Annotated in this window: 24 protein-coding genes and 1 tRNA gene; 14 read left to right on the top strand and 11 right to left on the bottom strand. The window is 75.0% G+C overall.

Going from position 1 to position 26708, the window contains the following annotated elements; genetic code table 11:
- Nucleotides 1-7 precede the first annotated feature (7 nt).
- From ACZ51D_RS26685 to ACZ51D_RS26670, 4 genes are all read left to right on the top strand, one after another.
- A complete protein-coding gene (locus ACZ51D_RS26685; RefSeq protein ID WP_465615138.1) occupies nucleotides 8-826 on the top strand; it encodes a methyltransferase domain-containing protein in 819 nt (272 codons plus the stop codon).
- Nucleotides 827-1020: 194 nt separating this feature from the next.
- Nucleotides 1021-1209, top strand: a complete 189-nt coding sequence (locus tag ACZ51D_RS26680) for a hypothetical protein (RefSeq protein WP_360497798.1) — start codon at nucleotides 1021-1023, stop codon at nucleotides 1207-1209.
- A gap of 224 nt (nucleotides 1210-1433) precedes the next feature.
- Complete coding sequence (gene ligA / locus ACZ51D_RS26675; RefSeq protein ID WP_465615136.1) at nucleotides 1434-3494, top strand: NAD-dependent DNA ligase LigA; 2061 nt, start codon at nucleotides 1434-1436, stop codon at nucleotides 3492-3494.
- Nucleotides 3495-3674: 180 nt separating this feature from the next.
- Entirely contained in the window at nucleotides 3675-4853 is a 1179-nt protein-coding gene (locus ACZ51D_RS26670; protein ID WP_465615134.1) for a serine hydrolase domain-containing protein, read from the top strand.
- Nucleotides 4854-4938: 85 nt separating this feature from the next.
- On the opposite strand, the gene ACZ51D_RS26665 is transcribed toward ACZ51D_RS26670, so the two are convergent.
- Nucleotides 4939-5007 (bottom strand) — tRNA-Glu (locus tag ACZ51D_RS26665).
- 258 nt (nucleotides 5008-5265) lie between these two features.
- Between ACZ51D_RS26665 and ACZ51D_RS26660 the strand changes: the two genes are divergently transcribed.
- The gene (locus ACZ51D_RS26660) at nucleotides 5266-6300 is read left to right on the top strand and encodes an AraC-like ligand-binding domain-containing protein (protein ID WP_465615132.1); all 1035 of its coding nucleotides are present in this window, start codon (nucleotides 5266-5268) and stop codon (nucleotides 6298-6300) included.
- 199 nt (nucleotides 6301-6499) lie between these two features.
- Here the strand turns inward: ACZ51D_RS26660 and ACZ51D_RS26655 are convergent, their stop codons facing one another.
- Nucleotides 6500-7492: a DUF4232 domain-containing protein gene (locus tag ACZ51D_RS26655; protein WP_465615130.1), complete on the bottom strand. Its 993-nt coding sequence runs from the start codon at nucleotides 7490-7492 to the stop codon at nucleotides 6500-6502.
- 248 nt (nucleotides 7493-7740) lie between these two features.
- Nucleotides 7741-8310, bottom strand: coding sequence for an NADPH-dependent FMN reductase (locus ACZ51D_RS26650; RefSeq protein WP_360497432.1), 570 nt, complete (start codon nucleotides 8308-8310; stop codon nucleotides 7741-7743).
- Nucleotides 8311-8589: 279 nt separating this feature from the next.
- Here ACZ51D_RS26650 and ACZ51D_RS26645 point away from each other — a divergent pair, with 279 nt between their 5' ends.
- Nucleotides 8590-9261 (top strand): TetR/AcrR family transcriptional regulator, encoded by a 672-nt coding sequence (locus ACZ51D_RS26645; RefSeq protein WP_360497435.1) that lies wholly within the window; start codon nucleotides 8590-8592, stop codon nucleotides 9259-9261.
- A gap of 39 nt (nucleotides 9262-9300) precedes the next feature.
- Here ACZ51D_RS26645 and ACZ51D_RS26640 read toward each other — a convergent pair whose 3' ends face one another.
- The 3 genes from ACZ51D_RS26640 to ACZ51D_RS26630 all read right to left on the bottom strand — a co-directional run bounded on the left by ACZ51D_RS26640 (nucleotide 9301) and on the right by ACZ51D_RS26630 (nucleotide 11600).
- Entirely contained in the window at nucleotides 9301-10353 is a 1053-nt protein-coding gene (locus ACZ51D_RS26640; protein ID WP_465615126.1) for an alpha/beta fold hydrolase, read from the bottom strand.
- Between the two features lie 178 nt (nucleotides 10354-10531).
- Nucleotides 10532-10756, bottom strand: coding sequence for a translation initiation factor IF-1 (gene infA / locus ACZ51D_RS26635; RefSeq protein ID WP_360497441.1), 225 nt, complete (start codon nucleotides 10754-10756; stop codon nucleotides 10532-10534).
- A 31-nt stretch (nucleotides 10757-10787) separates the two neighbouring features.
- Complete coding sequence (locus tag ACZ51D_RS26630; RefSeq protein ID WP_465615124.1) at nucleotides 10788-11600, bottom strand: GNAT family N-acetyltransferase; 813 nt, start codon at nucleotides 11598-11600, stop codon at nucleotides 10788-10790.
- 501 nt (nucleotides 11601-12101) lie between these two features.
- Here ACZ51D_RS26630 and ACZ51D_RS26625 point away from each other — a divergent pair.
- A complete protein-coding gene (locus tag ACZ51D_RS26625; RefSeq protein ID WP_465663719.1) occupies nucleotides 12102-12392 on the top strand; it encodes a hypothetical protein in 291 nt (96 codons plus the stop codon).
- Nucleotides 12393-12517: 125 nt separating this feature from the next.
- Here ACZ51D_RS26625 and ACZ51D_RS26620 read toward each other — a convergent pair whose 3' ends face one another.
- The gene (locus ACZ51D_RS26620; protein ID WP_465663718.1) at nucleotides 12518-13615 is read right to left on the bottom strand and encodes a baeRF3 domain-containing protein; all 1098 of its coding nucleotides are present in this window, start codon (nucleotides 13613-13615) and stop codon (nucleotides 12518-12520) included.
- 240 nt (nucleotides 13616-13855) lie between these two features.
- On the opposite strand from ACZ51D_RS26620, the gene ACZ51D_RS26615 reads away from it, so the two are divergent.
- The 3 genes from ACZ51D_RS26615 to ACZ51D_RS26605 all read left to right on the top strand — a co-directional run bounded on the left by ACZ51D_RS26615 (nucleotide 13856) and on the right by ACZ51D_RS26605 (nucleotide 19658).
- A complete protein-coding gene (locus ACZ51D_RS26615) occupies nucleotides 13856-15076 on the top strand; it encodes an MFS transporter (protein WP_465663717.1) in 1221 nt (406 codons plus the stop codon).
- Nucleotides 15077-15252: 176 nt separating this feature from the next.
- A complete protein-coding gene (locus ACZ51D_RS26610) occupies nucleotides 15253-17271 on the top strand; it encodes an NHL repeat-containing protein (protein ID WP_465663716.1) in 2019 nt (672 codons plus the stop codon).
- Nucleotides 17272-17426: 155 nt separating this feature from the next.
- Entirely contained in the window at nucleotides 17427-19658 is a 2232-nt protein-coding gene (locus ACZ51D_RS26605; RefSeq protein WP_465663715.1) for an MMPL family transporter, read from the top strand.
- 14 nt (nucleotides 19659-19672) lie between these two features.
- Here the strand turns inward: ACZ51D_RS26605 and ACZ51D_RS26600 are convergent, their stop codons facing one another.
- Complete coding sequence (locus ACZ51D_RS26600) at nucleotides 19673-20563, bottom strand: class I SAM-dependent methyltransferase (RefSeq protein WP_465615113.1); 891 nt, start codon at nucleotides 20561-20563, stop codon at nucleotides 19673-19675.
- A gap of 95 nt (nucleotides 20564-20658) precedes the next feature.
- On the opposite strand from ACZ51D_RS26600, the gene ACZ51D_RS26595 reads away from it, so the two are divergent.
- Nucleotides 20659-21243, top strand: a complete 585-nt coding sequence (locus tag ACZ51D_RS26595) for a TetR/AcrR family transcriptional regulator (RefSeq protein WP_465615112.1) — start codon at nucleotides 20659-20661, stop codon at nucleotides 21241-21243.
- Nucleotides 21244-21301: 58 nt separating this feature from the next.
- Here the strand turns inward: ACZ51D_RS26595 and ACZ51D_RS26590 are convergent, their stop codons facing one another.
- The gene (locus ACZ51D_RS26590; protein ID WP_465615111.1) at nucleotides 21302-22639 is read right to left on the bottom strand and encodes a M14 family zinc carboxypeptidase; all 1338 of its coding nucleotides are present in this window, start codon (nucleotides 22637-22639) and stop codon (nucleotides 21302-21304) included.
- Between the two features lie 103 nt (nucleotides 22640-22742).
- Here ACZ51D_RS26590 and ACZ51D_RS26585 point away from each other — a divergent pair, with 103 nt between their 5' ends.
- Nucleotides 22743-23420 (top strand): hypothetical protein, encoded by a 678-nt coding sequence (locus tag ACZ51D_RS26585; RefSeq protein ID WP_465615110.1) that lies wholly within the window; start codon nucleotides 22743-22745, stop codon nucleotides 23418-23420.
- Between the two features lie 41 nt (nucleotides 23421-23461).
- Here the strand turns inward: ACZ51D_RS26585 and ACZ51D_RS26580 are convergent, their stop codons facing one another.
- Nucleotides 23462-24313: an MMPL family transporter gene (locus ACZ51D_RS26580; protein WP_465663714.1), complete on the bottom strand. Its 852-nt coding sequence runs from the start codon at nucleotides 24311-24313 to the stop codon at nucleotides 23462-23464.
- On the opposite strand from ACZ51D_RS26580, the gene ACZ51D_RS26575 reads away from it, so the two are divergent.
- Nucleotides 24314-24937 carry a TetR/AcrR family transcriptional regulator gene (locus tag ACZ51D_RS26575; protein WP_465615108.1) on the top strand — a complete coding sequence of 208 codons (624 nt, stop codon included), beginning with the start codon at nucleotides 24314-24316 and terminating at the stop codon, nucleotides 24935-24937. It abuts the gene before it with no gap.
- A gap of 37 nt (nucleotides 24938-24974) precedes the next feature.
- Here the strand turns inward: ACZ51D_RS26575 and ACZ51D_RS26570 are convergent, their stop codons facing one another.
- Entirely contained in the window at nucleotides 24975-26078 is a 1104-nt protein-coding gene (locus ACZ51D_RS26570; RefSeq protein WP_465615107.1) for a mechanosensitive ion channel family protein, read from the bottom strand.
- 254 nt (nucleotides 26079-26332) lie between these two features.
- Between ACZ51D_RS26570 and ACZ51D_RS26565 the strand changes: the two genes are divergently transcribed.
- A complete protein-coding gene (locus ACZ51D_RS26565) occupies nucleotides 26333-26701 on the top strand; it encodes a PRC-barrel domain-containing protein (RefSeq protein WP_465615106.1) in 369 nt (122 codons plus the stop codon).
- The last annotated feature ends 7 nt before the right edge of the window (nucleotides 26702-26708 follow it).

Here is a 26708-nt window from a genome sequence, read left to right as displayed (position 1 = left end):
GGGCGCCATGAGCGACCCGCGCCCCACCTCGGCCTTCCACGCGGCCAACGCCGACCCCGCGGCCACCGACCGGCTGACCGCCGCCCTGGACGTCCAGGGCGCCAACGCCGGTGTGCGGCGGCTGCGCGAGTGGGCGCACGCGCGCCTGGCCGCGCACCCCGGCGAGCGGGCGCTGGACGTCGGCTGCGGGACCGGCTCGGAGACCCGGGTGCTGGCGGCGGCGGTCGCGCCGGGCGGCGACGCGACCGGCCTCGAGCCCAACCCCGGCCTGCGGGCCGTCGCCGAGCGGCGCGCCGCCGACGCGGGCAGCCCGGCCCGGTTCGTGGACGGCGACGCGCTCGCGCTGCCGCTGCCCGACGCCGACGTGGACGTCGTCTGGTGCGAGCGCGTCCTGCAGCACCTGGACGACCCGGCGCGGGCCGTCGCCGAGATCGCCCGGGTGCTGCGCCCCGGCGGCCGGGTCGCCCTGCTCGACACCGACTGGGCCACCTTCGTCCTGCACCCGGCCGACCCGGAGATCCGCCCCGCGCTGGCCACCGTCACCCAGGCCACCGCCGCCACCCCGGACGCCGGACGCCGCCTGGCCGGCTGGCTGACCGCGGCGGGCCTGACCGTCGACGGGCTCGGCTCCGACGTCCTCCTGCACGACCCGCGCACCGTCAGCCGGCCGATCGTCCGCGGGCTCGCCACGGCGGCCCTCGGGCGGGACCTGATCACCGAGGAGCAGCGCGACCGGCTCTACGCCGGCCTCGAGGCCGCCGCCGGGCAGGGCGCCTTCCACCTGTCGGTGACGATGTTCGCCGCCGTCGCCCACCGCCCCCGCTGACCGTACGGGCGCGGCGGGCGCGGCGGGCACGGCCGGGCCGTTGGCGGTCAGCCGGAGTCGTCCCAGGCCGCGCATTCACTCGAACGGAGTAACTTGGTCGTGTTCCACCCGTCATGGTCCGGCCGTCGGAACGACCATCGAAGGACCGTGCGTACGGGCCACCAGGCGATGAGGTGATGGACATGCGGGAATCGATGAACGAGGGCGTGCCGGAGTCGGCGTCCGGAATGCAGCGGCAGCTCTACACCGGATCGGAGCGTCCCTTCGATCCCGAGGACCTCGTGATGGTGTCGGGCCGCGACGTCACCCCCGGCCGCCTCGAGTGGGCGCGGCAGGAGATCGAGCGCAAGGGCGCCGCTGCACTGGAGCGCTACCTCCCCTGAGCGCAGGCGGGGCCGGCGGACGCGGCGCGGTGGTGCGCCCGTTCGCCGGTGGCACCGCCCTCTGCCCGCCGTGACCGGACGGGCTCCCATGACCGGACGGGCCGGCCGCAAGGGCGGGGCCGGGACGGCCGGGGACGCGGCGGCGGGAGCGGGGCGCGGCCGGTCGCGCCGGTGGTACGGCCCGCCGCCGTCGAATGTCAGTGCCAGTGGCGATGATGCTGCCCATGAACGACGCCGCTCTGCTCACCCCCGGCGACTACGCCGATGCCGTTGCCACCGCCGTCCGGGCGGCCGCCGCCTACTACACCGACGGCGGTACGCCGCTCGGTGACGACGAGTACGACGCCCTGCTGCGTGCCGTCGCGGCCTACGAGCAGGCGCACCCGGGCGAGGTGCTGCCGGACTCGCCCACCGGGAAGGTCGCGGGCGGTGCGGTCGGGGGCGACGTGCCGCACAGCGTGCCGATGCTGTCGCTGGACAACGTCTTCTCGGCCGAGGAGCTCGCGGACTGGGCGGGCGGGCTGGAGCGGCGCCTGGGCCGGCCGGTGGCCGCCTGGTGCGTGGAGCCCAAGCTGGACGGTCTGGCGGTGGCCGCCCGCTACCGTGCCGGGCGCCTGCACCGGCTGATCACCCGCGGCGACGGCCTGGCGGGCGAGGACATCAGCCACGCCGCCGACGCCGTGCTGGGCCTGCCCGCCGTGCTCGCCGAGCCCGTCGACGTCGAGCTGCGCGGTGAAGTCCTGCTCACCCGTGAGCAGTTCGAGCACGCCAACGAGGTGCGCACCGCCCACGGCGCGGTCCCCTTCGCCAACCCGCGCAACGGCGCCGCCGGCACCCTGCGGGCCAAGGACCGGCCCTACCGCGTCGAGCTGACGTTCTTCGGCTACGGCGCGGTCGGCCTCGACGACGACCTCACCCACAGCGCCCTGCTGGAGCGCCTGGCCGCCCTGGGCGCCAACACCGCAGCCACCACCGCCGCCCACCCGCAGCGCTGCGCCACGCTGGAGGAGGCCCAGCAGCGGGTCGGCGAGATCGCCGCGCTCCGCTCCGAGCTGCCGTTCGGCATCGACGGCGTCGTGGTCAAGGCCGACTCCTCGGTGGACCAGCAGGACGCCGGCTCCGGCTCGCGCGCGCCGCGATGGGCCGTCGCCCGCAAGCTCGCCGCCGAGCACAAGGTCACCCGGCTGCTCGACGTGGAGTGGAACGTCGGCCGCACCGGCATCATCGCCCCGCGCGCCGTCCTCGAACCGGTCGTCATCGACGGCGTCACCGTCACCTACGCGACGCTCCACAACCCCGCCGACATCACCCGGCGCGGCCTCATGCTCGGCGACCGGGTCTTCGTCTACCGCGCCGGGGACGTCATCCCGCGCGTCGAGGCGCCGCTGGTCGACGAGCGCACCGGCGACGAGAAGCCGATCGCCTTCCCCGAGGCCTGCCCCCGCTGCGGCGACACCATCGACACCACCGAGCAGCGCTGGCGCTGCGCCCGCGGGCGCAACTGCCAGGCCGTCGCCTCGGTGATCTACGCGGCCGGCCGCGGCCAGCTCGACATCGAGGGCCTGGGCGGCACCCGCGCCGTCCAGCTCGTCGAAGCCGGCCTGGTCACCGACCTCGCCGACCTGTTCTCCCTCACCCGCGAGCAGCTCCTCGGCCTGGAGCGGATGGGCGAGACCAGCACCGACAACCTGCTCGCCGCGATCGAGACCGCCCGGTCGCAGCCGCTCAACCGGGTGTTCTGCGCGCTCGGCGTGCGCGGCACCGGGCGCACCATGTCCCGGCGCATCGCCGCCCACTTCGGCTCCATGGCCGCGATCCGCGCCGCCGACGCCGACACCCTGGCGGCGGTGGACGGCATCGGGGCGGAGAAGGCCCGGGTCATCGTCGCCGAACTCGCCGAGCTCGCACCGCTGCTGGACCGCCTCGCGGCCCGGGGCGTGGGCACCGCCGTCACCGTGCCGCAGGCGCCCGCAGCGGCGTCCGACGCGGCGGACGCCGATGGCCCGGTGGGGCAGGACGCGGCCTCGGGCCCGCTCACCGGCGAGGCCGTCGTCGTCACCGGCTCCATGACCGGCCCGCTCGCCGCGCTGTCCCGCAACGAGATGAACGAGCTCATCGAACGCGCCGGCGGCAAGGCCTCCTCGTCCGTCTCCAAGCGCACCACCCTGCTCGTCGCCGGCGAGAAGGCCGGATCCAAGCGCGCCAAGGCCGAGGAGCTCGGCATCCGCGTCGTCACCCCCGACGACTTCGCCGTCCTGGTCGCCGACCACCTGCCCCAGGGCTGACGGACGGACGGGCCGGCGCCCGGCGGGTCACGGCGGCCGGGGCGCTCGGCTGGGCGGGTCACGGCGGGCCGTCGGCCGTTTCCGCCGGGCGTCGGCGGGTGATCCCTTGCGGCCGGGGCGGCGGTGCACCCCCGCCGCCGAGCCACCCCGATCCACCCGAGCCGTCCGGAAGGCCCCGCCGTGTCCCTGCGCTCCCGCCGTTCGCCGCTGTCCCGCCGCCCCGGGCGCGCGGTCGCCGCCCTGCTCACCGCCGCGCTGGCGCTGGCGCCCGCCGGGGCCGCCGCGGCCGCGCCCCGCGACGACGACGACCTCGCACTGCGGGCCCGGCTGCAGGAACTGGTCGACCGCCCGGACGGCCCGCCCGGCGCCATCGCGGTGCTCCGCGACGGCGAGCGGGTGCGGGTGTTCCGGGCCGGGGTGGCCGAGGTCGGCACCGGCCGGCCGCCCCGGCCCGACGACCACATGCGCCTGGCCAGCGCCGCGAAGGCGTTCAGCGGCGCGGTCGCGCTGCGCCTGGTCGACTGCGGGCTGCTCGGGCTGGACGACACGCTCGCCCAGCGGCTGCCCGCGCTGCCCGCCGCCTGGGGCGCGGTGACGCTGCGCCAGCTGCTGAACCACACCAGCGGGCTGCCGGACTACAGCGCGGCACCGGAGTTCGTCGACCTGATCCGCGCCGACCCGCACCACCGGTTCGACTCCCGGCACCTGCTGGACTTCGTCGCCGGCCAGGACCTGGAGTTCGCCCCCGGCTCCCGCTACCACTACTCCAACTCCGACAACATCGCCGTGGCCCTGATGGCCGAGGCCGCGACCGGGCAGCGCTACGAGGGCCTGCTGGACTCCCAGGTCTACCGGCCGCTGGGGCTCACACAGACCAGCCTCCCCTCCGGCTACCGGCTGCCCGAGCCGTACCTGCACGGCTACGCCGTCCAGCCGCCCGAGCCTGCGCAGGACGTCAGCACCCTGTTCGGCGCCTCGGGCGCCTGGGCGTCGGGCGGCCTGGTGTCCACCCCGAAGGACTTCAGCGCGTTCGCGGCCGGGTACGCGGGCGGCCCGCTGATCAGCGACGCGACCCGCCGCCGGCAGCGGGTGTTCGTCGCGGGTGCCTCCGAGCCGGCCGGCCCGGGGGCCAACCGCGCCGGGCTGGCGATCTTCGAGTACACCACCCGGTGCGGCGTGGTGTACGGGCACACGGGCAACACCGCGGGCTACACGCAGTTCGGCGCGGGCACCCCGGACGGCCGCCGCAGCGTCACCGTCTCCGTCACCGAGCAGGTCAACCAGACCGGCAACCCGGACCTGCTGGCACAGCTGCGCGCGGTCGAGGAGGACTTCGTCTGCGCGCTGCTGGCCGGCTAGGGCCCGGAGCCGCCGGCCGGCCCGGGGGCGCGGAGGAACGCAGCAGGGGCGGAAGTCGCATGCGACTTCCGCCCCTACCGATGGGAGCGCCGGGCTCGGATCGAACGAACCCCTCCCGCTGAAAGCGGGCGTGCTACCACTGCACCACCGACGCCTGTCCGGCGGTTCCCCGACCGCTTCCGCGATCTTGTCCCGCCGACAGGGAAGAAGCTACCAGCCCATGATCGGAAGAGGAAAATCGGCGGCCGCCCACCTCCCGACCGCCACCCGCCCACCTCCCGACCGCCACCCCCGCACTCGTCGTACCGTCACCGTCCCCTTACGCTCTGGCAAGTCGCCGCAGGGTTTGGCGCCGTCAGCGGCAGGCCTCGTCGGCGGGCCGCAGGACGAGCACGGAGGAGGGAACGGGAGCGTGAGCGCGAGGACGGCGAGTGTGTTCCGGGGCGAGGACGTGCCCGCGAAGGAACGGTTCGACTGCTGGCGGGAGCTGATCGGACGGACCCGGGACAGCGAGATGACCAGCGCTCACGCCGACGACTTCACGGCGGAGATGCGGCGCCTGGAGCTGGGGCCGGTGACCCTCCTCAGATCGTCGTTCCCGCCCGCGCGGTTCCGGCGCACCGCCGGCAGGGTGCGGCGCTCGGACCCCGGGGTGTACCACCTGACCATGGTCCTCGACGGGGGCCTGTCGCTGACGCACGGCGACCGCGACCGGACAGCCGTGTTCGGCCCGGGCGAGCTGTACGTGCTCGACAGCTCGCAGCCGTACGACGTGCGGGGCCTCGGCGCACGCGCCACCGACCGGGGCCCCCGCCGGGTCGAAGCGGTGGGCGTCGACTTCCCCGTGTCCGCGCTGCCGCTGCCGCCCCACCGCCTGCGCACCCTGATGGGGCGGGCGTTCTCCGGACGGGAGGGCACCAGCGCGCTGCTCACCGAGTTCATCGTCGGCCTCGACCGGCAGGCCGCCGCCCTGGGACCGGCCGAGGCGCCCCGGCTGGGCACGGTCGTGGTCGACCTGGTGGCCGCCTGGCTGGCCCGGGAACTCGACGCCGAGGCGGCCGTGCCGGACGACACCCGGCAGCGGGCCCTGCTGGAGAGCGTACGGACGTTCATCCTGCGCAACCTGCACGACCCCGAGCTGTCCCCGCCCGTGATCGCCGCCGCGCACCACATCTCCGTCAGCTACCTGCACCGCCTCTTCACCCAGCAGTCGCAGGGCGAGACGGTCGCCGCCTGGATCCGCCGCCAGCGGCTGGACAAGGCCCGCCGCGACCTGACGGACCCGGCCCTGCGCGCCGTGCCCGTCCACGCCCTCGCCGCCCGCTGGGGCATCCCCCGCGCCTCCGACTTCAGCCGCGCCTTCCGGGCCGCGTACGGACTCCCGCCCGGCGAGCACCGCCGCCAGGCGCTGTCCGAGCACACCGGCGGCGGAGGCGCCGGAGAGTAGACGCAGCGCCAAGGGACTGTCGACGCAGCGCCAACTCGGCCGGGCCGCGCCCTGGCATCCTCCACGAGGAGACGAACCGGCGACCCGGCACGCCACGGGGGAGCGTGCCGGGCCGCCGGTCGTGCCGTGCTGTGCCGGGCTGTGTCGTGTTGGGCCGGGCCGTGCCGTGGTGCGCCGTGCCGGGGGGCTGCGGGCGGGGTCAGCCGCCCTGGGCCGGCGGCCGGGTGGCGGGCGGCTTCGCTCCGGCGTCCTCCCTGGCCCAGGCGCCGACGCCGAGGCGGCCGGTGGTGCCCAGGTCGAGTTCCGGGGTGACCATCACGGGGGCCGCGTCCGGGGTGGCGCGGACCCGGACGTAGGGGATGTTCACCGGGGCGCCGTCCCCGGTGGTGTTGCGCCACACCAGGGTGGCGCGGGCGCCCTCGCCCGGGCGCAGCGCGATCTTCTGCGGCGGGTTGTCGGCGCCGGTGCCGGTGGCGATCTCGGCGCCGCCGGAGAGCAGCCGGACCCCGTCGACGGGGTGGTGCTCGGGGTCGAGCAGTTGCAGCGTGGGGTAGCCGTCGAGGGCCAGCGTGGCGGTGCCGCAGTTGCGCAGGTGCAGGCCGGCGACGCGCAGGCCCATCGCGGCGTCGCCCTCGTCCGCGTACAGGCGCAGGCCGGAGGCCGGGCAGGGGCCGTCGGGCTGCGGGGCTTCGGCGCTGGGCACGCTGCGGACCTTGACGATCTTCACCTGGGACGCGGCTGCGCCCGGCAGGGCCGGGCCCGGGCCGGACAGGTCGATCCGCCTCTTCTCGGTGGTTCCGGGGGCGAGCGCGGCGACGGTGTGGGTCACGGTGTCCAGGGCGGCTCCGGCGGCCGAGAGCCGGTTGAACACCACGGTGACGTCGGACGGTTCACCGTTCGGGTTGGCCACCTCGTACTCGGCGCAGGCCGGGCTCGCGGCGGTGATCCGCACGCCGTCCCGCGCGAGTCCGGACGGCGCTTGGGCGCCGCCGGCGGGCGCGGGCAGCGGCGCCCCGCAGGGTGTGGCGCCGGCGGAGGCCGCCGGGGTGGCGAACGCCCCGGCCGCGCCGCTCGCTCCGGTCGTCCGGGTGCCGCAGGCGGTGAGCAGGGCGGCGGCGACCACGGCGAGGGTGACGGCCGCGGCGGGCCGACGGGCCGACGGCGGCGGGGTGGGCTTCTCGGACTCGCGCATCGGCCGAGTCGATCACGCTTCGCCCTCGAACGGCTGTGAGCCGGGCCACTCCCCGTGCAACAGGTCGGCAATGGTCCGGGGTGCCGGGTGTGCGGCGCGGCGGCCGGCCGTATCGGACGGTTCGTCAGCCCAGGTGCCTGGCAGGGCAGTTCACACGCGGGCGGCCCCGGCTCCCCCTCAGGAGTGTTCCGGGGGGCCGGGGCCGGGGCCGTCGGGCGTCAGGCGTCAGGCGTGCAGGCGTGCAGGCGTCAGGAGCGGGCGTCGATCTTGCCCTGGAGGGCGATGAGCAGGTCCTTGAGGATGCCGATGGTGACCTCGTCGGTCAGCTCGCCCTGGTCGTCGAAGCGCTCGTGGGAGCGGAAGGCGACCAGCTCGGGCTTGACCACCACGTCGCTGTCGGTCCAGACGAAGACCTGACGGAGCGCGAGCTGGGCGCGGACCGAGCCGAAGTTGGTCGGCGCGGCGCCCATGATCGCGGTGGGCTTGCGGTGCAGCGGCAGGCCCTCGGTCTTGGTCCAGTCGGTGCTCAGCCAGTCCAGGGCGTTCTTCAGGACGCCGGGGATGGAGTAGTTGAACTCCGGGGTGGCGATGAGCAGGCCGTCGGCCTCGGTGACCTTGCGGCGCAGCTCCTCGACGACGGCCGGGCGCTTGCCGGGGTGGTCGAGGTCGTAGTCGTACGGCGGGATCTCGCGCAGGCCGTCGTAGATCTCGATCTCCATGCCGGCCGGGTTGAACGTGCGGGCGGCGCGCAGCAGCTGGGTGTTGTGCGAGTCGGCGCGCAGCGAGCCGGAGATGGCGAAGACCTTGGACGCGCTCATGACGTGCTCCTTGCAATGGGTACGGGTGTGACCGGCAGGCCGAACTCGTCGGCGTTCGCTGGTGGGCGGCTGCCGCTCGTCGTCGTCCCGACGCCGAGAAATCTAAACGGTTCAGTTCAGTGCGTCAACCATACGGTTCAGTCTTTTGCGGTGAACTGAATCGTATGGTTCAGTCCGGGCGGCGCGTCGCGCGCATGGACTTGTACCGGACAGTTCAGTTCTTATACTGATCAGTACCGTTTCCCCCGCCCTCCGCAGACCCCCTCCGAGGAGCACCCGATGGCCGCCGACACCGCAGGGCCCACCGACGAGTTCGGCCTGCCGATCATCCCGGGCCCCGCCGACGCCGCCCAGCGGCGCCGGCGGGCGATCATCGACGCCGCCCTGGCCGAGTTCCTCAAGGAGGGCTACTCCGCCGCCTCGATGGACGCCATCACCGCACGCTCCGGCGTCTCCAAGGCCACCATCTACAAGCACTTCGGCAACAAGGAACGGCTCTTCCTCGCGGTAATCGGCGGCTTCCTGCCCACCACCTACGAGGGCCTCAAGCCCCACAACTCCACCATCGCCGAAGCCGCCGACCTGCGCTCCGCACTGATCACGCTCACCCACGACTGGGCCCGCATCGTGCTGCGCCCCGACATCATGTCCCTGCGCCGCCTGGTGATCGGCGAGATCGACCGCTTCCCGCAGCTGGGCCGGCTCTGGTACCAGGTCAGCTACGAGATGAACAACGCCCCGCTGGTCGAGGCCCTCACCGAACTGGACCGCCGCGGCCTGCTCGCCGTCCCGGACCCGAAGCTCGCGGTGCAGCAACTGGTGGCCTGCACCGTGGGCGTGCTGCAGCTGGTGCACACCTTCAGCCCCGGGGCCGGGCCGGACGAGGCGGAGACGTGGCGGACGATCAGCTCCGGCGTCGACCTGTTCCTGGCCGAGTACGCGAAGCGCTGACCCGGCGGCCGCCCGGCGACGCGTCACAGGCGGCCGGCGTCACAGGCGGTCGGCGTCCAGGACCGCCCGGGCGAAGGCGTCGGGCGCCTCCTGGGGCAGGTTGTGGCCGACGTCCGCGAGGGTGCGGTGCAGGTAGGGGCCGGTGAAGTACGGGCGGTAGCCGGAGCCGTCGCCGGGGGCGGTGAAGGGGTCCCGCCCGGGGTCGAGGGTGACGGTGGGGACGGCGATGCGCGGCCGCGCGGCGAGCCGCTGCTCCACGCGGTCGTAGCGGTGCTCGCCGTCGGCCAGGCCCAGGCGCCAGCGGTAGTTGTGGATGACGATCGCCGGGTAGTCGGGATTGTCGAAGGCGGCGGCGGTGCGGGCGAAGACGGCGTCGTCGAAGGCCCAGGTCGGGGAGACGCTCTCCCAGACCAGGCGGCACAGGTCGCGCCGCTTGTCCCGGTCCTCCATGGCCTGGCGCCCGCGCTCGGTGGCGAAGTAGAACTGGTACCACCAGGTGTGCTCGGCGGCGGCCGCCAGCGGCTCCTTCTGCTTCTCCACGTCGGTGATCAGGTACCCGCTGACCGACACCAGCGCCTTGACCCGCTCGGGCCACAGCGCGGCGATGATGTCGGCGGTGCGCGAGCCCCAGTCGAAACCGGCCAGCACCGCCCGGCCGATCCCCAGCGCGTCCATCAGGGCGACGATGTCCAGCGCGACCGCCGCCTGCTGCGCGTTGCGCGGCGTACGGGCGGACAGGAACCGCGTCGAGCCGTGCCCGCGCAGGTAGGGGACGATGACGCGGTAGCCCTGCGCGGCGAGCAGCGGGGCGACGTCGACGTAGCTGTGGATGTCGTACGGCCAGCCGTGCAGGCAGATGACCACGGGGCCGTCCGCCGGGCCGTCCTCGGCGTAGCCGATGTCCAGCACTCCGGCGCGGACCTGCGCCAGCCGGGCGAACCCGGTCCGCCCGGCGGCGGCGCCGCCCGGCACGGCCTCCAGGACGGGGGCCGCCGGTGCGGCCTCCGCGGCCTGGGACAGGGCGGCCAGGGACAGGGCGCTCGCGCCCGCCCCCAGCCCGACGGCCCTGGTGAAGGTGCGCCTGTCGATCATGCTCGTTTCCTCCGTCGCGCGGTGGCGTCAGCCGATGCCACCGCGGACCGGCGGCCGGCACCACCCACTGTGGCCCGCGAAACGGTCAAGCACATCAGTCACTTGACTCTCAGTCACCGACCGACGCCACCGTCACCGGCCGCGGTCACCGACCTGAGCCGCCGGCCGCAGCCACCGGCTATGACCGGTAGCGGTAGCGGATGCGGCCGCGGGTGAGGTCGTAGGGGCTGAGCTCCACGAGGACCCGGTCGTGCGGGAGGATCTTGATGTGGTTCTTGCGGACCTTGCCGCTGATGTGGGCGAGCACGATGTGCCCGTTGGGCAGTTCCACCCTGAAGGTGGCGTTGCGCAGGCACTCGGTGACGGTGCCTTCGACTTCGATGCCGTCTGCGGTCTTGCTCATGGCTCTCACCTCTCCGTTCGGTGTTGGGGTGTCAATGGCTTCGGTGGCGGGCGAGTTCGAGGGTGCTGCCGGCGCGGCGGGCGCCGATGCCCTCGAAGAGGGCGGTGGCGGCCGTGTTGGACTCCGTCACCTCGGCCCAGGCCGAGGTGACGCCGTCGCGGTGCAGCGATTCCAGTGCGTGGGCCAGCAGCGCCCGGGCGATGCCGCGGCGCTGGTGGTCGGCGCGGACGGCGAGCAGCCCGATCCGCGGCCGGCGCAGCGGCGCGATCCGGAGCAGCCCGACGTAGCGGCCGTCCTGCCGTGCCACCGCGTACTTGGCGGGGTCGACCACGGTGCTGCACGCCGGCCGGGGCAGCACCTGGGCCGGCATCGCCGGCCAGCCGATGCCGGCCTCGACCTCCTCGTGGATGACGCGGTCCAGGGCGCGCAGCGGATCCTCCTGCGCCTCGCCGGCGGGCACGATCGTCACGCCCGCCGGGGGCCGGACCGGGCCGAGCCCGGTGGCCTGCGGGTCGGTGGGCAGGAGGTAGCACCACTCGCGGCGTACGGTCGTGAAGCCGGCCCGCTGCCAGGCGGCCGTGGTGTCGTGGTCGGCCTCGTCGGTGACGGTGTGCAGCGGTTCCGGCAGGTCGGCCGACATCGCGGCGGCGATGCGGTCGAAGACCGCGCCCTGCCATGCGTCGACGCTGACGAAGAGCCGGCCGTCGGGCCGGCGTGAGGCGTCGCCGTGGCCGACCACGCGGTCGTCCTCCACGGCGTGCCACTGGGTGTCCGAGATCCGCGTGACCGCGAGCGCGTGGTCGTCGGCGGCGGGGATGTCGGGGGTGGGGTGCGAAGTGTTCATGGTGTTGCCCTTCGGGAGTGCCTGGTCTGAGGCGCTCCCGGGCGACACCTGTGTCAATCGCCCGCCGTGGCGGAAAGGGGGAGCACCCACACGGATACAGCCTTCATGGGTGACACCTCCTCGCGTTTTTCTCACGGCTGCGCAGACCGTAGCAGTCGGCGGTGTGCCCGGCCAACCGGTTTACGGGCGGCGGCGGTGCGGCGGCGGTACGGCGGCCCGCGCGGGGACGCCGACCGGGTGCCACGTCCGGGCCGCGGGCCTTGCGCCGCCGGGTCACCGCGGCCGTCCCGCAGGGTGAGACGCCTTGTCCCACCCCGGCGGGTTTCTGCCAGCATGCGGGGCATGCAGCAGCAGCTGATTACCAGCGGCAGCGTGCCGGCACCGCGCCGGGAGGAGTGACCCTCCCCCGGCCCACCGCCCGCACGCAGACCTCTCGCACTCCGCGAGGGGTCTTTCTGCTTTTCCGGCCCGCCCGTCCCATCCACCGACAGGACCGCCGCCATGGAACACACCCGGATCACCGTCACGCTGCGCCCCACCACCGGGACGCTCGCACGGCTCGCCTCCACCCTCAACAACCACCGGGTCCTGGACCTCGCCTTCAGCACCGTGGCGCCGGCCTCGGCCCGGGCGGTCGTCCGTGTCCCGCGGCGCGAGGCCGTACGGGTGCAGCAGAAGCTGCGCAGGATGGTCGACGTGCTCGACGTGGCCCTGGAGCCGGCCGGCCCCGACAGCGGCGCGGCCTCCCGGGTCCCGGCCCCTCAGGTCCCCGCCGCAGCGGCCGCCGGGTAGCCGACCCCGCCGCCGGTGTCGCGTATCCGCTCTCCTGGCAAGCCGGTTGGGACCGGCACGCCCGGCACGCCCGTCGGGACCGGCACGCCCGGCACGCGCGTGGGGCCCGACGCGCGGAAGGCGGGTCAGTAGCGCAGGGCGGCGGCGATCCGGTCGCTGTCGGCGAGGGTGCCGTCGGGGACGAAGCTGACCCGGGCGCCGGTGTCGAGGCCGCGCTCGATGACCTCGTCGACGATGTCCTCGCGGACGCCGGCCTGGCCGGCCTCGGCGGGGACGAGGTGCTCGCCGTCGTCGCGGACGGTGGCGCGGTAGTTCTCCTCGACCACCAGCAGGTCGATCCGGCCCTCGCCGGCGGCCCGCCAGACCTCGTCCAGGCCGGCGGCGAAGCCCTGGCGGCCGCGGGCCTTGTCGAGCAGGGCGAGGGCGTCGGCGACCTCGCGCTCGGCGCGGGCGCGCACGGCGGGCTCGACCACCCGGCGGACGGTCTCGGCGTCGGCCTGGGCGAGGCCGCCGTGCGGGATCTGCGCGGTGGCCTGCTGGGCGATGGGGCCGACGGTGTCCAGCAGGGCGAGCGCGGCGGCCTCGCCGACCACGTACAGCGGGCGGGGGTCGGCGGCGAGCAGTTTGCCGATCCCGGCGTCGGCCTGGCGCAGGAAGGTCTTGGTCTCCTCGTCGCGGAAGGTGCTGGGCGTGTCGCCGATCTGCTCCTGCCGTTCGGGGTCGGGGTTGTCGTGGACGCGCACCAGCGGGAAGCCGTTGCCGGTCTCCTCGGCGACCCGCTCCTGGGTGCCGCCCCACAGCGCCACCCGGTCGGCGGCGATCGCGACCACCCAGTGGGGGCGTTCGGCAGCGTGCGCGGCGACCAGGTTGCGGGTGAGGAAGGTGTCGGACAGGACCACCCGGGCGGGGGCGGTGCGCCCGAGTGACCAGATCCGGTGCTCGCCGGGCGCGGCGAGGATCGCCAGGCCGTCCTCGGCGTGCACCAGGTCGACTTCGCTCAGGGCCCGGTCGAGCTGCTCCAGGACGTCGATCCGCTCGGCGCGGGAGACCGCGGGGTCGGCCTGGACCTTCTCCTTCGCTTCGGCCAGCAGGTTGCGCAGCCGGACCGGGTCCTGCGTCTTGTCCGGTTCCCGGCGGTGGGTGGGCATCAGGATCGACACCGCCGGGTAGGGCCGGGGCCGGCGCAGCTCGGCGAGGACGGCGGGGCTGAGGGCGGGGTGCATGGAGACCCTTTCCGAAGGCGGTTCGGCCTTCTGTGCGTGGACGCGCGAAGCCTGGCGCTGCTCCCGATCGCCCTCAATGTACCGATGTGCGGCTTTTACGGCGCGCGTCAGTGGTCTGGACCACTGGCCGGACGGTCACGGCGCGTGCGCCCTACTCGCGATTGCACTTATTGCGCGCGTGCAACTATTGTCGAAGCACGCTAGCCGCTCACTCAAGCAATCACAGAAGGGTTCGGGCCTTTGCCTCTCGCTCTCCTCGCCCTGGCCATCGGCGCATTCGGGATCGGGACCACCGAGTTCGTGATCATGGGCCTGCTGCCCCGGATCGCCGGCGACTACGGCGTCTCCATCCCCCACGCGGGCCTGCTGGTCACCGGCTACGCCCTCGGCGTCGTCATCGGCGCGCCGCTGATGACCGCCCTCGGTACCAGGATCAACCGCAAGACGATGCTGATGCTGCTGATGGGCCTGTTCGTGGTCGGCAACCTGCTCTCCGCGTTCGCGCCGAGCTTCCCGCTGATGCTGGCCGGCCGCATCGTGACCTCGCTGGCCCACGGCGCCTTCTTCGGCATCGGCTCCGTCGTCGCCGCCGACCTGGTCGCCCCCGAGAAGAAGGCCGGCGCCATCGCCACCATGTTCACCGGGCTGACCGTCGCCAACATCGTCGGCGTGCCGCTGGGCACCTTCATCGGCCAGGCCGTCGGCTGGCGCACCACCTTCGGCGTCGTCGCCGCGCTCGGCGTGGTCGGCCTGCTCGGCATCGCCAGACTGGTGCCCGCGATGCCGCGCCTCGAGGGCGCCCACCTGCGCCGCGAGCTGACCGCCTTCCGCAACCCGCAGGTGCTGCTCGCGATGGCGATGACCGTGCTCGGCTTCGGCGGGGTCTTCGCCGCGATCACCTACATCGCCCCGATGATGACCCAGGTCGCCGGCTACTCCGACGGCGCGGTCACCTGGCTGCTGGTGCTGCTCGGCGTCGGCATGTTCCTCGGCAACCTGCTCGGCGGCAGGTTCGCCGACCGCCGGCTGATGCCGATGCTGTACACCGCCCTCGGCGGCCTGGCCGTCGTCCTGGCGCTGTTCACCCTGACCGCGCACAGCAGGATCCTCGCCGCCGTCACCCTCCTGCTCGTCGGCGCCCTCGGCTTCGCCACCGTCCCCCCGCTGCAGAAGCGGGTGCTGGACCAGGCCCACGGCGCGCCCACCCTGGCCTCGGCCGTCAACATCGGGGCCTTCAACCTCGGCAACGCGCTGGCCGCCTGGCTCGGCGGGATCGTCATCACCGCCGGCCTCGGCTACACCGCCCCGAACTGGGTCGGCGCCGCCCTCGCCGCCGCCGCGCTCGTCCTCGCCCTCTGGTCCGCCGCCCTGGAACGCCGCGACCAGGCCCGCGCCGCCACGGCCACCGCCCCCGAGCAGGACCGCTCCTTCGCCGGCGCCGCCCCGGCGCAGCTCGGCTGACGCCCCGTCCACCGGGGCCGCCCGCGCCGCCGCCTCGCCCGTACCGGGCAATTTCCGCCGCGTCCCGCGGCCGGTCGCGCGCGGGCGGCCCCCGGATGTGGCAGGCAGGAGGGCGGCGGCCCCGCCCGTGACGGGCGCACGGGCCGCCGTTGCCCTGCGACCGAACGGAGCCCCCCATGCGCCGACGCCGCGGCGTCCTGCTGACCGCCGCCCTCCTGGCCCAGCTCGCCGCCGGACCCTCCCACGCGGCGGCCGCCGCCCCCGCCGGGTGGGAGACCGTCGACCGGTGCGGGGTGGTCCGCAGCGGCGACACCCCGCTCGGCGGCGCCGAGGTGACGCTCTACCAGGCCGGGGACGGCGAGGGCGCCGCGCCACGGGTGCTGGCCCGCACCCGCAGCGCCGAGGACGGGCGCTTCACCCTCGACTACCGCCGCCCGCACGACCCGCGCGCCGTGCTGTACGTGCTCGCCGGCCTCGGGCACCCGGGGGAACGCACCGCGCAGGACGGGGCCGCGCTGGAGGGGGCGCCGCAGGACGGGCCGGCCGTGCTCGCCGCCGTGCTCAGCGGGGCCGACGCCCCACCCGAACTCGTCGTCAACGAGCGCACCACCGTCGCCGTCGCCTACGCCCTGGCCCGCTTCACCGGCCCGGCCGGCGTCTCCGGCCCCCGCCCCGGGCTGCCGAACGCCGCCGCCGTCGCCCACAATCTGGCCGACACCGGCACCGGCGACATCGCCGCCCCCCTCGCCACCGCGCCCAACGGCGCCCTCACCTCGACCATGGCCGAGTTCAACACCCTGGCCAACCTGCTCGCCGCGTGCGTCACCGGCGACGCCTGCGAGCAGCTGTTCGACCTGGCCCGCCGCCCCGGCCACGACCGGCCGCGCGACACCCTGCGGGCCGCCGTGGACATCGCCCACGACCCCGGCCACAACGCCGCCGCCCTCTTCGCCCTCGCCGACACCACCCCCCGCTACCGGCCCGCCCTGCCCGCCGCCCCCGACGCCTGGACCCTCGCCCTGCGCTACGACGGCAACGGCCACGAGCTCGACGGCCCCGGCAACCTCGCCTTCGACGCCGACGGCAACGCCTGGGTCACCAACAACTACCGCTACGGCGCCGACCCCGCCGTCCCGGTCTGCGGCGGCCGCACCGTCCTCACGTTCACCCCCACCGGCCGGGACGCCCCCGGCGCGCCCCACCGCGGCGGCGGCCTGTACGGCGCCGGCTTCGGCATCACCGTCGACGCCAGGGGCAGCGCCTGGGTCGGCAACTTCGGCTTCCAGGGCCGCGGCTGCCCCGTCGACCCGACCCCGCTGGAGCGCAGCGTCTCCCAGTTCGCCCCCGACGGCGCCCCGCTCTCCCCGCCCGAAGGATGGCGCACCGGCGGCATCGCCCAGCCGCAGGGCATGGCCGCCGACCGGGCCGGCACCGTCTGGGTCGCCAACTGCGGCGGCGACAGCGTGACCCGGATCCCGGACGGTGACGCCACCCGCGCCCGGGAGGTGCCCACCCCCGCGCTGAGCAAGCCCTTCGGCGCCGCCGTCGACCCCGCCGGGCGGCTGTGGGTCAGCGGCAACGGCAACGACAGCGTCCAGGTCCTGGCCCCCGACGGCACCCCGGAGCGGACCGTCACCGGCGGCGGCCTGCGCCGCCCGCTCGCCGTCGCCACCGACAGCAAGGGCTACGCCTGGGTCAGCAACAGCGGCATCCTGCCGGTCCCCTGCGCGGACACCACCGCGGACGACTTCGCCGACGCCGTTGCCGCCGAGGCCGGACCGCGCCCGGGCGCCTCGGTCACCCTGATCGGGCCCGACGGCACCCCGGCCCCCGAACCCTTCACCGACGGCGGACTGTTCCTGCCCTGGGGCATCGCCGTCGACGGGGACGACACCGTCTGGGTCGCCAACTTCGGCGGCCACCGCGTCGCCCGCCTGTGCGGCACCGACCTCACCGCCTGCCCGCCCGGCTACCGCACCGGACAGCCCCTCTCCCCGCCCGACACCGGCTACCCGAGCGACGGGCTGGAGCGCAACACCGGCCTGCAGATCGATCCCTCGGGCAACGTCTGGCTGGCCAACAACTGGCGCACCGTCCCCGTCCGGACCAACCCCGGCGGCCACGAACTGGTCGTCCTGATCGGCGCCGCCGCCCCCGTCACCACCCCCGGGCTCGGCGGCCCCGCCCGGCCCTGACCCCCCAGCCCACCAGCCCGCCGTTCCCGACGGCCCCGGACGCCACGCCGGGGCCGTCGGGACGACTACCCGCCGGTACCCGGGGGCGGTCCGGCCCCGCCGGGAACACTGCGCCGATCCGGCGCACCAGCGCGCAGCAGACCCGGGAGCCGTCCATGCCGCTGTCCGCCCGCCCCGTCCCCTCGGCCGCCGAGCGCCCGACCAGGCGGGCGGCGCTGCGCCGCCTGGGCGAGTGGTGCGCGCGCCACTCACTGATCGTCATCGTCCTGTGGATCGTCGCCCTGGCCGGCATCCAGGCCGCCAACAAGACGGTCGGCGGCACCTACTCGGACGACTTCTCGCTGCCCGGCACCCAGGCGCAGCAGGGCCGCGACGTCCTGCAGGCGCACGAGCCGGCCGCCGCGGGCACCAGCTCCCAGGTGGTGCTGCACGACGCCGCGCCGCTGACCGGCTTCCAGCCGCAGATCGCCCAGGCGGTCGCCTCGCTGCAGCAGCTGCCGCACGTGATCGCGGTGCAGAGCCCGCTGCCGCCGCCGGGGCAGCCGGTGGCGCCGGGCGGTCCGCTGGCCGCCGACGGGCTGACCGGGTACATCACCGTCCGGTTCGACACCACGCCGACGCTGCTGGGCACCGACTACCTGACCGGGGTGGACGAGGCGGTGGCGCCGCTGCGCCAGGCCGGGGTGCAGGTGGAGTACGGCGGTCCGCTGGGCGAGCTGGCCCGGCCGGCGCCGGACGACCGCTCCAGCGAGGCGATCGGCTTCGCGGTGGCGATCGTGGTGCTGCTGGTGGGGTTCGGGAGCGCGATCGCGGCCGGGCTGCCGCTGGTGACGGCGCTGTTCGCGGCGGTGGTCGGGCTGGGGGCGCTGGGGCTGATCGCGGCGCTGTCCACCTTCGCGACGGTCGCGCCGACCCTGGCGACGATGATCGGCATCGGGGTGGGCATCGACTACGCGCTGTTCCTGCTGACCCGTCACCGGCAGAACCTGATGGACGGCGTGGACCCGGTGGCCTCGGCCGGGCAGGCGGTGGCCACCAGCGGGCGCGCGGTGCTGGTCTCCGGCTGCACGGTGATCATCGCGCTGTCCGGGCTGTCGGTGTCGGGGATCTCCTTCATCGCCAAGCTGGGTGCCGCGGCGGCCGTCACCGTGGTGTCGGCGGTGCTCGGCGCGCTGACCCTGCTGCCGGCGCTGATGGGGCTGATCGGGCGGCGGATGGACCGCTTCGCCGTGCGCCGTCCGATCGCCGAGTCCGGCGGCGCCGAGGGCGCGGAGGGCGGGAGCTGGCACCGCTACGCCCGGCGGGTGGAGGCGCGCCCCTGGCGGTACCTGGTGGCCGGGGTGGTGGTGCTGGGGGTGCTGTCGATCCCGCTGTTCTCCATCCAGCTGGGCCACATCGGCGACGGCGCCGACTCCACCGACTTCACCGACCGGCGCGCCTACGACCTGATGTCCCAGGCCTTCGGTCCGGGCTCGAACGCGCCGCTGACGGTGGTGGTGGACCAGAGCGCCGTGCCCGCCGAGACGCGGCCGGCCGTGTCGGCCTCGGTGCAGCAGGCCCTCACCGGCCTGCCCGGCGCCGCCAGCAGCACCCCGCTGCAGACCAGCCCGGACGGCGCGGTGCTGTTCGGCACCGTCATCCCGGCGAGCGCGCCGCAGGACCGCGCCACCACCGACCTGGTCAACCACCTGTCGGACACCGTGCTGCCCGACGCGGTGGCCGGCACCGGCGCGAAGACCTACGTCACCGGCAACACCGCGGCCCAGGTCGACTTCCTGGACATCGTGTCGAGCCGGCTGGTCCTGATCATCGCGGTGGTGGTCGGGCTGGCCTTCCTGATCATCCTGGCGGTCTTCCGCGGCCCGCTCGTCGCGGTCAAGGCCGCGGTGCTCAACCTGCTGTCGATCGCGGCCTCGTACGGGGTGGTGGTGGCGGTCTTCCAGTGGGGCTGGGGCGGGCCGGCGCTCGGGGTGGCGGGGAAGGTCCCGATCGAGAGCTACGTGCCGATGATGATGTTCGCGATCGTCTTCGGGCTGAGCATGGACTACGAGATCTTCCTGCTCTCGCGGGTGCACGAGGCCTGGCTGCGCACCGGGCGCAGCCAGGACGCGGTGGCGCACGCGTTGGAGATCACGGCCCGGGTGATCTCCTGCGCCGCGCTGATCATGGTCAGCGTGTTCGCGGCGTTCATCGTCAGCGACAACGTGGTGATCAAGATGATGGGGCTGGGCCTGGCGGTGAGCGTGCTGGTGGACGCCACGATCGTGCGGCTGCTGCTGGTCCCGGCGGTGATGACGCTGCTGGGCGCGTCGGCCTGGTGGACGCCGCGCTTCCTGGACCGGATCCTGCCGCACATCGACGCCGAGGGCGAGGGCGAGCAGGCGTAGGGCGCCCGGGGCGGTCAGGGGCGGGTGGCGGTGACCAGCCAGGCGGCGGTGCGCAGCCGTACGCCGTCGGGTCGTTCGTAGGGGGCGAGGGCGGTGGTGAGGGCGGCGCGGAGGCGGTCGGTGCCGGTGGGGGTGTCGGTGTCGCCCGGGTGGGTCCGGTCGAGTTGTTCGGCCAGGTCGCGGGCGGGGCCGGAGCCGAGGAGGTGGTCGGCGGCGTCGGCGGTGTCGCGGCCGAAGTGTCCGTGGGCCTCGGCGGGTTCGGTGCGGATGTCGGTGAGGGCGGCGGAGCCGAGGACGCGGTGGATCTCGGCGGGGTCGGCGAGGGAGAACATGCCGGGGCCGGCGGGCGGGGCGTCCTGCTGCTTCGGGAGAGGGAGGGCGGCGCGCGTCTCGTCGAGGACCCGGACCCATTCGGTGCGGGCGGGGTCGGCCACGCAGACGAAGGCGAGGCGGCCGCCGGGGCGCAGGGCGCGGGCGATGTTGGCGAAGGCGGCGACGGGGTCTTCGAAGAACATGATCCCGAAGCGGCTGATCGCGACGTCGAAGGCGGCGGTGGGCAGGGGATGGATCTGGGCGTCGCCCTGTTCGAAGGCGATCCGGCCGGAGGGGGTGTGGTCCGGGTCCTGGTCGGCGGTCAGGGCGCGGGCCCGGGCCAGCATCGGGGCGGAGAGGTCGAGGCCGAGGACGGAGCCGTGGGTGGCGGCTCGGGCGGCGCGGCGGGTGGTGTGGCCGGCGCCGCAGCCGATGTCGAGGACGCGGTCGGCGGGGGTGATCGCGGCGGCGGCCAGGAGCAGCGGGTCGAAGCCTTCGTTGACGGCGTCCCAGCGGTCGTGGTGGTCGCTCCAGTGCTGGCCTTCGTCGCCGTTCCAGGCGTGGGACTGGGCGGTGTTGACGGGTGTGCGCATGGGTTCGCTCCTGTCGGACACTAGTATGGGCGATCGCCCATAGCAAGGTATGGGCACTCGCCCATACTGTGCAAGACCCGTTCCGGAGGACCTGGATGTCACCACGCGGCGTAGCGATCCCCGACGTGCGGGAACGGCTGTTCACGGCGGCCGAGCGCGTGCTCGCCCGCGAGGGGCCGGCCGGGCTGACCAACCGGTCCGTCACCGAGGAGGCCGACTGCGCGAAGGGGCTGCTGTACAACCACTTCGCCGACCTGGACGACTTCATGGCCCAGCTCGTCCTGGACCGCTTCGCGCGGATCGCCGCCGAGGTCGCCCCGCTGCCCGGGCGGGCGGGCAGCGGGGAGGTGCGGGAGAACCTGACCGGCGCCGCGCTCGTCCTGCTCGGCACCACCGGGCCGGTGATCGCGGCGGCCGCGCTCGCCCGGCAGGGCGCCACGCAGCGGGTGCGGCTGGCCTGGGAGGCCGGCGCGCCCGGACCGGACGCGGTCGAGGGCGCGGTCGTCCGCTACCTGGAGGCCGAGCAGCGCCTGGGCCGGGTCCGCGCGGACGCCGACTGCGCGATGCTCGCGCTCGCCCTCGTGGGCACGGTCCACCACCTGCTGATGTACGGGGACCGGTCGGCCGACGGCGCGCAGCTGGTCCGGCGACTGGTCGCCGCGCTGGTCACCGAGGCCTGACCCGACGGCCCCGGCCGCCCTCCCGCCCGGGCCCTTCCGCCCGGGACGGCCGGGCCGGTCAGGCCGTCAGGTGCAGCTCCACGGCGGCCTGGACGATGTTGGCCTGGTGCTCGGCCTGGCGGGCCACCGGCAGCCAGGCGGGCCGGAAGCGCCGCTGGTAGCGGGCGCACCAGTCCTGTAGGAGGGCGTCGAGGCGGGCGGTGTCGGGGGCCAGGCGGGCCCCGGCCGGGTCGACGACGCGCCGCAGCAGGGCGGCGGCGCGCACCGGGATGCGGTGCGCCCACAGGTCGATGCCGGCCAGTTTCGCCCGGGTCATCAGCCCCGGGCCCAGCAGACGCCGGCCGAGCGCCCGCGGGTCCCATTCGTCGGCGAGCTGCCGGGAGGCGGTCAGCGGGCTGCGGACGGCGCGGAGCAGGGCGGTGTCCCGGTCGGGCAGGTGGGGCAGGGCGGCGTCCAGCAGGTCGGCGAGCAGGGCGGTGCGGGTGCGCAGCCGGTCGGCGCTGGCGGTCAGGCGCTCGGGGGCGTCGTCGGCCGGGCGGGTGTCGCCGAGGCGGTCGCTGGTCCAGGCGGGTACTTCGACGATGACGGTCTCGCCGCCGTGGCGCTGCGGGGCGAACCAGGTGGAGGCCCGGACGCCGCCGGTGTCACCGGCCCTCTCGGCGCGGTGCGGTGTCAGCATGCCGGTGCTGCTCTCCTGGCGGTCGATGTGGTGGGGCTCCATCAGGAAGACGCCGGGGCCGGACTCGCGCAGCCAGAAGGTGTCGTAGGTGCCGGTCTCGACCGGGATGCCGAGGGCGGCGGCGGAGGTGGCGAACGGGGCGGCGAGGTCGGCCGGGTCGCGGGTGGCCTGGAGGAAGGTGCCGCCCACGTCCATGCTGTGCAGGGTGAACTGGAGGGTGGGCCGCAGTTCGTCGATCAGGTCGAGCAGGGCCCGGCTCTCCGGGAGGCGGCCGCCGACCGCCGGGGCCCATTCGGGTTGTTCCTCGGCGGCGGGGCGGAAGTAGCCGGCGAAGTACTCGGGCAGGGTGCGGGCGGTGAGGGCGCCGCGTGCGAGGTGCGCGCCGTCGGGGTCGAGGCAGAGCAGGAAGTTCCAGGTCGCGGCGGTGCGCAGGGCGGGGCGGGCGAGGACCCGGTGGGCGAGTTCCACGGTGCTGGCGCGGCCGGCGAACTCGTCGGCGTGCGCGCCCGCCACGACCAGGACGTTGCGCTCGGCGCGGCCGACCGACAGGAGCGTGAGCGGGCGGCCGGCCCGGGAGGTGCCGACGGTGCGCACCCGGCAGAGGTCGGGTCGCAGGGCGGCCAACCGGTGGGCGGTGTCGGCGAGTTCGGCGAGCGTGGGACAGCGGTCGTGGAGCAGTACCGCCTTGCCCGCGCCGGTCGATGTGTCGGTCAGCATCCGGCCCCCTGTGGTCGTCTCCCCGGGCTCGGAGCGTACGACGGACGGGGGCGCGGCGGGAGTTGTCCGCACGACCCTTGAGTTGACATATCATCCGATGATCTTGGAAGCCAGGGACGGGGAGTACGGCATGGCCGCGCACATCGGCACCACCGCACGGGGGTTGGGCATCGGCATCGCATCGGTCGTACTGGGCGGCGCGCTGACCGCCTGCGGCTCCGGCCCGGTCTCCGGCGAACTGGCCGCCGGTGCGCAGAAGTGGCCGGACTTCCAGACCGTGCTCTCCGACAAGGTCGCGCTGAAGCAGACCCTGCCGGGCCGTGCGGCCATGCCCGGCTGGGAGGTCCACAACAACCGGGTCTCCGTCGAGGACGGCACCGACAAGGACTGCCCGGGCTGCAAGCTCGACGGGACCGCCGACTTCGAGGACGGTCCCGTCACGGCCACGTTCAAGATCACCACCTTCGCCACCAAGGACCAGGCCGACGCCTACCTCGCGATGACCGCGAAGGAGTTCGAGACGAAAGCCGGCAAGACGGCCTCCAAGCTGTCGGTGCCGACCATCGGCAACGAGACCGTCGCCTTCAGCGGCACGCACGGCAGCAGCGCGCGCAACGTCATCCTGATGCGGGTGGGCACCACCTTCGCGGGCGCCATGCTGGAGGACTCGGCGGACGTGCCGAAGCTGCGGAAGCTGGCGACGATGCTCGCCCGGCGCGTCGAGCAGGCCGCCGCCGGGCAGGCCGTCGACGCCGCGCTGGAGGCGGCGGACTCCGACTGAGCAGCGAGGCGGGACCGGCGGCGGGCGCGGGCACGGGGGGCTCACGCCCCGGTTGCGGCCGCCGCGGGGACGGTGTGCGGTGCGGCGGGGTGCTCCCGGTGGCCGTCGCCCTCGATGTCGACGTGCGGCAGGAGGCGGTCGAGCCATCGGGGCAGCCACCAGTTCCCGTCGCCGAGCAGGACCATGGTGGAGGGGACCAGCAGGCCGCGGACGACGGTCGCGTCCAGGGCGACGGCGGTCGCCAGGCCGATGCCGAACATCTTGACGACCGGATCGTCGGAGAGCAGGTAGCCGAGGAAGACGGCGACCATGATCAGGGCGGCCGAGCTGATGATCCGTCCGGTGCCGGCGAGGCCGGCCACCACGGCGCGCCGGTTGTCCCGCTCCCGCAGGTAGCCCTCCCGCACGGCGCCGAGCAGGAAGACCTCGTAGTCCATCGACAGCCCGAAGAGCACGGCGAACATCAGCAGGGGCACGTAGCCGGGGATCGGCACGGCGCCGTCCAGGCCGATCAGCCGGGCACCGTGGCCCTGCTGGAAGACGGCGGTGAGCACACCGTAGGCGGCGGCGACCGAGACCAGGTTCATCACGGCCGCCTTCGCCGCGACGACCGGCGAGCGGAAGGCCAGCAGCAGGAGCAGGCCCGCAACGGTCAGGACGAAGCCGACGACCAGCGGCATGCGCTGCGCGATCCGCGCGTTGAGGTCCGCCTGGGCGGCGGGGGTGCCGCCGACGTGGAGGACCTGGCCGCTCCCGGTGGCGGCGGGCAGCACGTCCGAACGCAGCCGGTGGACGAGGGCGGTGGTGGCGGGGTCGGAGGGGGCGGTGGCCGGAGTGACCTGCCAGCGGACGGTGCGGCCGTCGGCGGCGAGCGCGGAGGGCGAGGAGCCCACGTGAAACGGTCCGAAGCCGCCGCGCCCGTCCCCGACGGGCGCACGGAACGCGGGCGGCAGACCCGCGAGAAGATCGCCGACGCCGTGCTGTCACTGCTCGACGAGAACCAGGCCCACTTCCCCGCCGACAAGGTGGCCGAACGGGCAGGCGTCTCGCGCCGCCTGGTGTTCCACCACTTCGCGGACATGGCCGAGCTCGCCGAAGTGGCCGTCGACCGGCGCCTGGAACAGCTCGCGGCCCAGATCAGGCCGCTTCCCACCGAGGGGCCGCGCGAGCTGCGCGTGGCAGCCCTCACCGAACAGCGCGCCCGCATCCTGGAGGGCGTCACCCCGGCCAGACTGGCCGTCATGCGGCTGGAGAACCCCTCCTCGCGGATCCAGGAGGCCGTCCGGCAGATGCTGGACTTCGCGCGCCTGCGCCTCACCCAGGTCTTCGCCGCGGAACTCGACCCGCTCCCCGAGCCCGCCCGCACCGACCTGCTCAACGGCCTGGACGCGGTGACCACGTGGAGCACCTGGCACCACTGGCGCGGCTGCGGCCTGGACGTCGAACAGGCGCGCCACACCATGGCCGCCACCGTGCACGCGCTCCTCGCCGCCGCCGGGGCGCCCGCGCGGGGATGAACCGCCGCCCCGTCCGGGCCGCCCGGCCCGGTGCCGGTCACGGCCGGGGCGGGCCCTGGGGAGGGCGGGGCGCCTCGTCGGCGGCCCGGGGGTCCGGGACCTGCGGGCGCGGGCCGGGGGCCTGCGCCACGGACAGGCGGGGCAGGGCGTACGGGTGGTGGTCGCGCAGGAAGCCGACCAGGTGCTCGCGCAGCTCGCAGCGCAGTTCGAACGCGTCGGCGCCGTTCGCGGCGGTGGCCAGCACCCTGACCACGATGGTGGTCGGGGTGGTGTCGACCACCTGTAGGGCGCTGCCCTCGCCGTCCCACAGCGCGTTCTTCGCCAGGAACGCGTCGAACTCCTCCCGCAGCTGGGCGACCGGGGCGTGGTGGTCGAGGTGGAGCAGCGCGGTGCCGGTGATCCGGCTGGAGCGGCGGGACCAGTTCTCGAAGGGGCGGCCGACGAAGTAGGACATCGGCATCACCAGTCGCCGCTGGTCCCAGGTCTCGATCACCACGGCCGTCAGGGTGGTCTCCTCCACCGTCCCCCATTCGCCGCCCACCACGACCACGTCCCCGATCCGGGCGAGGTCGCCGAAGGCCAGCTGGACGCCGGCGAAGACGTTGGCCAGCGTGCTCTGGGCCGCCACACCGGCCACCACGCCGACCAGGCCGGCGGAGGCGAGCAGGCTCGTGCCGATGCCGCGCACCGCCGGAAAGGTCATCAGGACCGCGCCCAGCGTCACCAGGGCGACGATCGCCTGGCCGATCCTGCCGAGCAGGTCGGCCTGGGTGCGGGCGCGGCCGGCCCACGCCGGGTCGCGGCGGTGCACGGCGAGCCTGAGGGTGCTGTCCACGAGCAGCGCCACCACCCGGGCGCACAGCCACCCGCCGGCGGCGATGGCCAGGATCACCGCCAGGTGGCGCAGCCCCTCGCGGGCGGCGGCCGGCGCGGCGACCCACGGGAGGGCGCCGAGCAGGAGCAGGCACGCTGTCAGAGCCAGGATCGGCAGCCGGCACCTGCGCACCAGCTTCGGCACGCCGGTGGTGCCCCCGCGGGCGGCCAGCCGCCGTACCGCGAACTGCGCGATCCGGTCCAGACCGTACGCGGCGAGGACCGCCGCGGCGCCCGCGAGTGCCAGGCGTACCAGACTCCACCACATCGTCCGTTCTTCCCTTCCGCCCCGGGCCCCGACGGCTGGGCGGTCCACGCCGCCCGGCCCGGTGCCGCCTGCTCGTTTTTCCCGGCGCGGCCCAACCATTCCTGCCGGCGCGACGACAGGGGGCGGACCCGGGCGGGCCCGGGCGCGGGCGCGGCATGGAAGCGGCGCTGCGGGGCACGCGGTCATCGCGCGTACGCGCGGGGCCGGGCACCCGTCCGGCCCGCACCACGGCACGAAAGGGAAGGGAACGGGACATGAGTGGGGACGTCGACATCTGGGAGTTCCGCAGCGCCAGCGGCCACACCGCCGGCACCGACCTCATCGGGTTCCACGTGGAGGCCGAGGACGGCCCGATCGGCAAGGTGGACAAGCTGTCCGAGGAGGTGGGCGCCCAGTACCTGGTGGTCGACACCGGCCCCTGGATCTTCGGCAAGCGGGTGCTCCTGCCGGCCGGCACCGTCGCCCGCATCGAGGTCGGGGAGCAGAAGGTGTACGTCGACCGGACCAAGGCGGAGATCCGTAACAGCCCCGACCTCGGCGACGAGACGGCCGAGGCGGAACTCGACGCCCGCGACCGGTACGGGCTCTACTACGGCCCGTTCTACAGCGGTCGCATCCTCTGAGGCGCAT

This window comes from Kitasatospora sp. NPDC033851, from assembly GCF_055576085.1.
Note: the sequence above shows the minus strand (reverse complement) of the source record. Positions and strands in the feature narration are given on the sequence as shown.

What these genes read in the sequence shown, in the direction of transcription:
- ACZ51D_RS26600 (WP_465615113.1), bottom strand. Translation starts at nt 20,563, where the DNA reads ATGCGCACACCCGTCAACACCGCCCAGTCCCACGCCTGGAACGGCGAC.
- infA (WP_360497441.1), bottom strand. Translation starts at nt 10,756, where the DNA reads ATGAGCAAGACCGCAGACGGCATCGAAGTCGAAGGCACCGTCACCGAG.
- ACZ51D_RS26570 (WP_465615107.1), bottom strand. Translation starts at nt 26,078, where the DNA reads ATGTGGTGGAGTCTGGTACGCCTGGCACTCGCGGGCGCCGCGGCGGTC.
- ACZ51D_RS26565 (WP_465615106.1), top strand. Translation starts at nt 26,333, where the DNA reads ATGAGTGGGGACGTCGACATCTGGGAGTTCCGCAGCGCCAGCGGCCAC.
- ACZ51D_RS26605 (WP_465663715.1), top strand. Translation starts at nt 17,427, where the DNA reads ATGCCGCTGTCCGCCCGCCCCGTCCCCTCGGCCGCCGAGCGCCCGACC.
- ACZ51D_RS26610 (WP_465663716.1), top strand. Translation starts at nt 15,253, where the DNA reads ATGCGCCGACGCCGCGGCGTCCTGCTGACCGCCGCCCTCCTGGCCCAG.
- ACZ51D_RS26625 (WP_465663719.1), top strand. Translation starts at nt 12,102, where the DNA reads ATGGAACACACCCGGATCACCGTCACGCTGCGCCCCACCACCGGGACG.
- ACZ51D_RS26595 (WP_465615112.1), top strand. Translation starts at nt 20,659, where the DNA reads ATGTCACCACGCGGCGTAGCGATCCCCGACGTGCGGGAACGGCTGTTC.
- ACZ51D_RS26645 (WP_360497435.1), top strand. Translation starts at nt 8,590, where the DNA reads ATGGCCGCCGACACCGCAGGGCCCACCGACGAGTTCGGCCTGCCGATC.
- ACZ51D_RS26640 (WP_465615126.1), bottom strand. Translation starts at nt 10,353, where the DNA reads ATGATCGACAGGCGCACCTTCACCAGGGCCGTCGGGCTGGGGGCGGGC.
- ACZ51D_RS26590 (WP_465615111.1), bottom strand. Translation starts at nt 22,639, where the DNA reads ATGCTGACCGACACATCGACCGGCGCGGGCAAGGCGGTACTGCTCCAC.
- ligA (WP_465615136.1), top strand. Translation starts at nt 1,434, where the DNA reads ATGAACGACGCCGCTCTGCTCACCCCCGGCGACTACGCCGATGCCGTT.
- ACZ51D_RS26655 (WP_465615130.1), bottom strand. Translation starts at nt 7,492, where the DNA reads ATGCGCGAGTCCGAGAAGCCCACCCCGCCGCCGTCGGCCCGTCGGCCC.
- ACZ51D_RS26630 (WP_465615124.1), bottom strand. Translation starts at nt 11,600, where the DNA reads ATGAACACTTCGCACCCCACCCCCGACATCCCCGCCGCCGACGACCAC.
- ACZ51D_RS26620 (WP_465663718.1), bottom strand. Translation starts at nt 13,615, where the DNA reads ATGCACCCCGCCCTCAGCCCCGCCGTCCTCGCCGAGCTGCGCCGGCCC.
- ACZ51D_RS26650 (WP_360497432.1), bottom strand. Translation starts at nt 8,310, where the DNA reads ATGAGCGCGTCCAAGGTCTTCGCCATCTCCGGCTCGCTGCGCGCCGAC.
- ACZ51D_RS26685 (WP_465615138.1), top strand. Translation starts at nt 8, where the DNA reads ATGAGCGACCCGCGCCCCACCTCGGCCTTCCACGCGGCCAACGCCGAC.
- ACZ51D_RS26680 (WP_360497798.1), top strand. Translation starts at nt 1,021, where the DNA reads ATGAACGAGGGCGTGCCGGAGTCGGCGTCCGGAATGCAGCGGCAGCTC.